2 tRNA genes and 2 rRNA genes are annotated in these 5,156 nt (G+C 49.8%); all 4 read left to right on the forward strand.

Annotated elements, in window-relative coordinates:
- Positions 1–53: 53 nt before the first annotated feature.
- Positions 54–1,590, forward strand: a 16S ribosomal RNA gene (locus JO943_RS18410).
- 59 nt (positions 1,591–1,649) lie between these two features.
- Positions 1,650–1,726, forward strand: a tRNA-Ile gene (locus tag JO943_RS18415).
- A 54-nt stretch (positions 1,727–1,780) separates the two neighbouring features.
- A tRNA-Ala gene (locus JO943_RS18420) sits at positions 1,781–1,856 on the forward strand.
- Between the two features lie 348 nt (positions 1,857–2,204).
- Positions 2,205–5,096: ribosomal RNA gene (locus JO943_RS18425) — 23S ribosomal RNA — on the forward strand.
- The 16S and 23S rRNA genes sit together here with 2 tRNA genes alongside, the layout of an rRNA operon.
- The last annotated feature ends 60 nt before the right edge of the window (positions 5,097–5,156 follow it).

Genomic DNA, 5,156 nt, shown 5'->3' on the forward strand with positions numbered 1-5,156 from the left:
TAAGTCAGTAATTGATGAGCCAAGATTTGTAGCCATAAGCTACTAATGATTTTAAACTGAAGAGTTTGATCATGGCTCAGATTGAACGCTGGCGGCAGGCTTAACACATGCAAGTCGAGCGGGGAAGGTTGCTTCGGTAACTGACCTAGCGGCGGACGGGTGAGTAATGCTTAGGAATCTGCCATTTAGTGGGGGACAACATTCCGAAAGGAATGCTAATACCGCATACGTCCTACGGGAGAAAGCAGGGGATCTTCGGACCTTGCGCTAAATGATGAGCCTAAGTCGGATTAGCTAGTTGGTGGGGTAAAGGCCTACCAAGGCGACGATCTGTAGCGGGTCTGAGAGGATGATCCGCCACACTGGGACTGAGACACGGCCCAGACTCCTACGGGAGGCAGCAGTGGGGAATATTGGACAATGGGCGCAAGCCTGATCCAGCCATGCCGCGTGTGTGAAGAAGGCCTTTTGGTTGTAAAGCACTTTAAGCGAGGAGGAGGCTCTCTTAGTTAATACCTAAGATGAGTGGACGTTACTCGCAGAATAAGCACCGGCTAACTCTGTGCCAGCAGCCGCGGTAATACAGAGGGTGCGAGCGTTAATCGGATTTACTGGGCGTAAAGCGTGCGTAGGCGGCTTTTTAAGTCGGATGTGAAATCCCCGAGCTTAACTTGGGAATTGCATTCGATACTGGGAAGCTAGAGTATGGGAGAGGATGGTAGAATTCCAGGTGTAGCGGTGAAATGCGTAGAGATCTGGAGGAATACCGATGGCGAAGGCAGCCATCTGGCCTAATACTGACGCTGAGGTACGAAAGCATGGGGAGCAAACAGGATTAGATACCCTGGTAGTCCATGCCGTAAACGATGTCTACTAGCCGTTGGGGCCTTTGAGGCTTTAGTGGCGCAGCTAACGCGATAAGTAGACCGCCTGGGGAGTACGGTCGCAAGACTAAAACTCAAATGAATTGACGGGGGCCCGCACAAGCGGTGGAGCATGTGGTTTAATTCGATGCAACGCGAAGAACCTTACCTGGCCTTGACATACTAGAAACTTTCCAGAGATGGATTGGTGCCTTCGGGAATCTAGATACAGGTGCTGCATGGCTGTCGTCAGCTCGTGTCGTGAGATGTTGGGTTAAGTCCCGCAACGAGCGCAACCCTTTTCCTTACTTGCCAGCATTTCGGATGGGAACTTTAAGGATACTGCCAGTGACAAACTGGAGGAAGGCGGGGACGACGTCAAGTCATCATGGCCCTTACGGCCAGGGCTACACACGTGCTACAATGGTCGGTACAAAGGGTTGCTACCTAGCGATAGGATGCTAATCTCAAAAAGCCGATCGTAGTCCGGATTGGAGTCTGCAACTCGACTCCATGAAGTCGGAATCGCTAGTAATCGCGGATCAGAATGCCGCGGTGAATACGTTCCCGGGCCTTGTACACACCGCCCGTCACACCATGGGAGTTTGTTGCACCAGAAGTAGCTAGCCTAACTGCAAAGAGGGCGGTTACCACGGTGTGGCCGATGACTGGGGTGAAGTCGTAACAAGGTAGCCGTAGGGGAACCTGCGGCTGGATCACCTCCTTAACGAAAGATTGGTGACCGGTAAGAATCCACAACAAGTTGTTCTTCGAAGATGTATCTGAGGGTCTGTAGCTCAGTTGGTTAGAGCACACGCTTGATAAGCGTGGGGTCACAAGTTCAAGTCTTGTCAGACCCACCAAATCTGATAGCTGAAGCTGAGATTAAGATATATCGTTCATTATGATTGTAAGCTGGGGACTTAGCTTAGTTGGTAGAGCGCCTGCTTTGCACGCAGGAGGTCAGGAGTTCGACTCTCCTAGTCTCCACCACGTACTTTACGGAGTACGGGCTAAAGATTACAGAACTTAGTAAGTTAAACGCTTATTAACTTCTGTGATTTATCACAGTTTACTACGCACCGACGAGGTGGTAGTTAATCATTAACAGATTAGTAGAATTGAGTCTGAAATAAATTGTTCACTCATTCTTTGATTTAAGCATTTCGATGTTTAAGTTGAATGAAATGAGAACTAGCAAAAACACTGAATCAAGCGTTTTGGTATATGAATTTAGATTGAAGCTGTATGGTGATTAAGTTCACAGACAACGAATAGTAGCAATTAAGTTTGCAACGCTAACACTCACTTGTATGTGTTAACGACTGTTTGGGGTTGTATAGTCAAGTAATTAAGTGCATGTGGTGGATGCCTTGGCAGTCAGAGGCGATGAAAGACGTGATAGCCTGCGAAAAGCTCCGGGGAGGCGGCAAATATCCTTTGATCCGGAGATTTCTGAATGGGGGAACCCACCCGCTATAAGGCGGGTATCATAAGCTGAATACATAGGCTTATGAAGCGAACGAGGGGAAGTGAAACATCTCAGTACCCTTAGGAAAAGAAATCAATTGAGATTCCCTTAGTAGCGGCGAGCGAACGGGGAGCAGCCCATTAAGTTATGTGTGTTCTAGTGGAACGCTCTGGGAAGTGCGAACGTAGAGGGTGATATTCCCGTACACGAAAGGGCACACATAATGATGACGAGTAGGGCGAGGCACGTGAAACCTTGTCTGAATATGGGGGGACCATCCTCCAAGGCTAAATACTCCTGACTGACCGATAGTGAACCAGTACCGTGAGGGAAAGGCGAAAAGAACCCCTGTGAGGGGAGTGAAATAGATCCTGAAACCGCATGCATACAAGCAGTGGGAGCACCTTCGTGGTGTGACTGCGTACCTTTTGTATAATGGGTCAGCGACTTATATTCAGTAGCAAGGTTAACCGCATAGGGGAGCCGTAGAGAAATCGAGTCTTAATAGGGCGTTTAGTTGCTGGGTATAGACCCGAAACCAGGCGATCTATCCATGAGCAGGTTGAAGGTTGGGTAACACTAACTGGAGGACCGAACCCACTGTCGTTGAAAAGCCAGGGGATGACTTGTGGATAGGGGTGAAAGGCTAATCAAGCCTGGTGATAGCTGGTTCTCCCCGAAAGCTATTTAGGTAGCGCCTCGGACGAATACCATTGGGGGTAGAGCACTGTTTCGGCTAGGGGGTCATCCCGACTTACCAAACCGATGCAAACTCCGAATACCAATGAGTACTATCCGGGAGACAGACTGCGGGTGCTAACGTCCGTAGTCAAGAGGAAAACAATCCAGACCGCCAGCTAAGGCCCCAAAATCATAGTTAAGTGGGAAACGATGTGGGAAGGCATAGACAGCTAGGAGGTTGGCTTAGAAGCAGCCACCCTTTAAAGAAAGCGTAATAGCTCACTAGTCGAGTCGGCCTGCGCGGAAGATGTAACGGGGCTAAAACTATGTGCCGAAGCTGCGGATGTATACTTTGTATACGTGGTAGGGGAGCGTTCTGTAAGCCGATGAAGGTGTATTGAGAAGTATGCTGGAGGTATCAGAAGTGCGAATGCTGACGTGAGTAACGACAAAACGGGTGAAAAACCCGTTCGCTGAAAGACCAAGGGTTCCAGTCCAACGTTAATCGGGGCTGGGTGAGTCGACCCCTAAGGCGAGGCCGAGAGGCGTAGTCGATGGGAAATTGGTTAATATTCCAATACTTCTGTGTAATGCGATGAGAGGACGGAGAAGGTTAAGTCAGCCTGGCGTTGGTTGTCCAGGTGGAAGGCAGTAGGCATGCATCTTAGGCAAATCCGGGGTGCTCTATGCTGAGAGCTGATAGCAAGCTGTACTTGTACAGTGAAGTGGCTGATACCATGCTTCCAGGAAAAGTCTCTAAGCTTCAGTTACACAGGAATCGTACCCGAAACCGACACAGGTGGTCAGGTCGAGTAGACCAAAGCGCTTGAGAGAACTCTGCTGAAGGAACTAGGCAAAATGGTACCGTAACTTCGGGAGAAGGTACGCTGCTGACGGTGATGGGACTTGCTCCCTGAGCTGTTGGCAGCCACAGAAACCAGGCCGCTGCAACTGTTTATTAAAAACATAGCACTCTGCAAACACGAAAGTGGACGTATAGGGTGTGATGCCTGCCCGGTGCTGGAAGGTTAATTGATGGGGTTAGCGTAAGCGAAGCTCTTGATCGAAGCCCCAGTAAACGGCGGCCGTAACTATAACGGTCCTAAGGTAGCGAAATTCCTTGTCGGGTAAGTTCCGACCTGCACGAATGGCATAATGATGGCGGCGCTGTCTCCAGCAGAGGCTCAGTGAAATCGAAATCGCTGTGAAGATGCAGTGTACCCGCGGCTAGACGGAAAGACCCCGTGAACCTTTACTGCAGCTTGACATTGAACTTTGACCTTACTTGTGTAGGATAGGTGGGAGGCTTTGAAGTTAGAACGCTAGTTCTAATGGAGCCGTCCTTGAAATACCACCCTGGTAATGTTGAGGTTCTAACTCTGCCCCGTAATCCGGGGCGAGGACCATGTCTGGTGGGTAGTTTGACTGGGGCGGTCTCCTCCTAAAGAGTAACGGAGGAGTACGAAGGTGCGCTCAGCGTGGTCGGAAATCACGCGTAGAGTATAAAGGCAAAAGCGCGCTTAACTGCGAGACCCACAAGTCGAGCAGGTACGAAAGTAGGTCTTAGTGATCCGGTGGTTCTGTATGGAAGGGCCATCGCTCAACGGATAAAAGGTACTCTGGGGATAACAGGCTGATACCGCCCAAGAGTTCATATCGACGGCGGTGTTTGGCACCTCGATGTCGGCTCATCTCATCCTGGGGCTGAAGCAGGTCCCAAGGGTATGGCTGTTCGCCATTTAAAGAGGTACGCGAGCTGGGTTTAGAACGTCGTGAGACAGTTCGGTCCCTATCTACCGTGGGCGCTGGAAATTTGAGAGGATCTGCTCCTAGTACGAGAGGACCAGAGTGGACGAACCTCTGGTGTACCGGTTGTGACGCCAGTCGCATCGCCGGGTAGCTATGTTCGGAAGGGATAACCGCTGAAAGCATCTAAGCGGGAAGCCTACCTCAAGATAAGATTTCCCTAGGAATTTATTCCTCTAAAGAGCCGTTCGAGACTAGGACGTTGATAGGTTGGGTGTGGAAGCACGGTGACGTGTGAAGCTGACCAATACTAATTGCTCGTGAGGCTTGACTATACAACACCCAAACAGTTGTTGTATTCAAGATAAATTCAATACATAACTTGATTTAGTGTA

Origin of the sequence: Acinetobacter sp. 'aerobic (ED)' (assembly GCF_904886855.1) — a bacterium.
Lineage (GTDB): Bacteria > Pseudomonadota > Gammaproteobacteria > Pseudomonadales > Moraxellaceae > Acinetobacter > Acinetobacter courvalinii.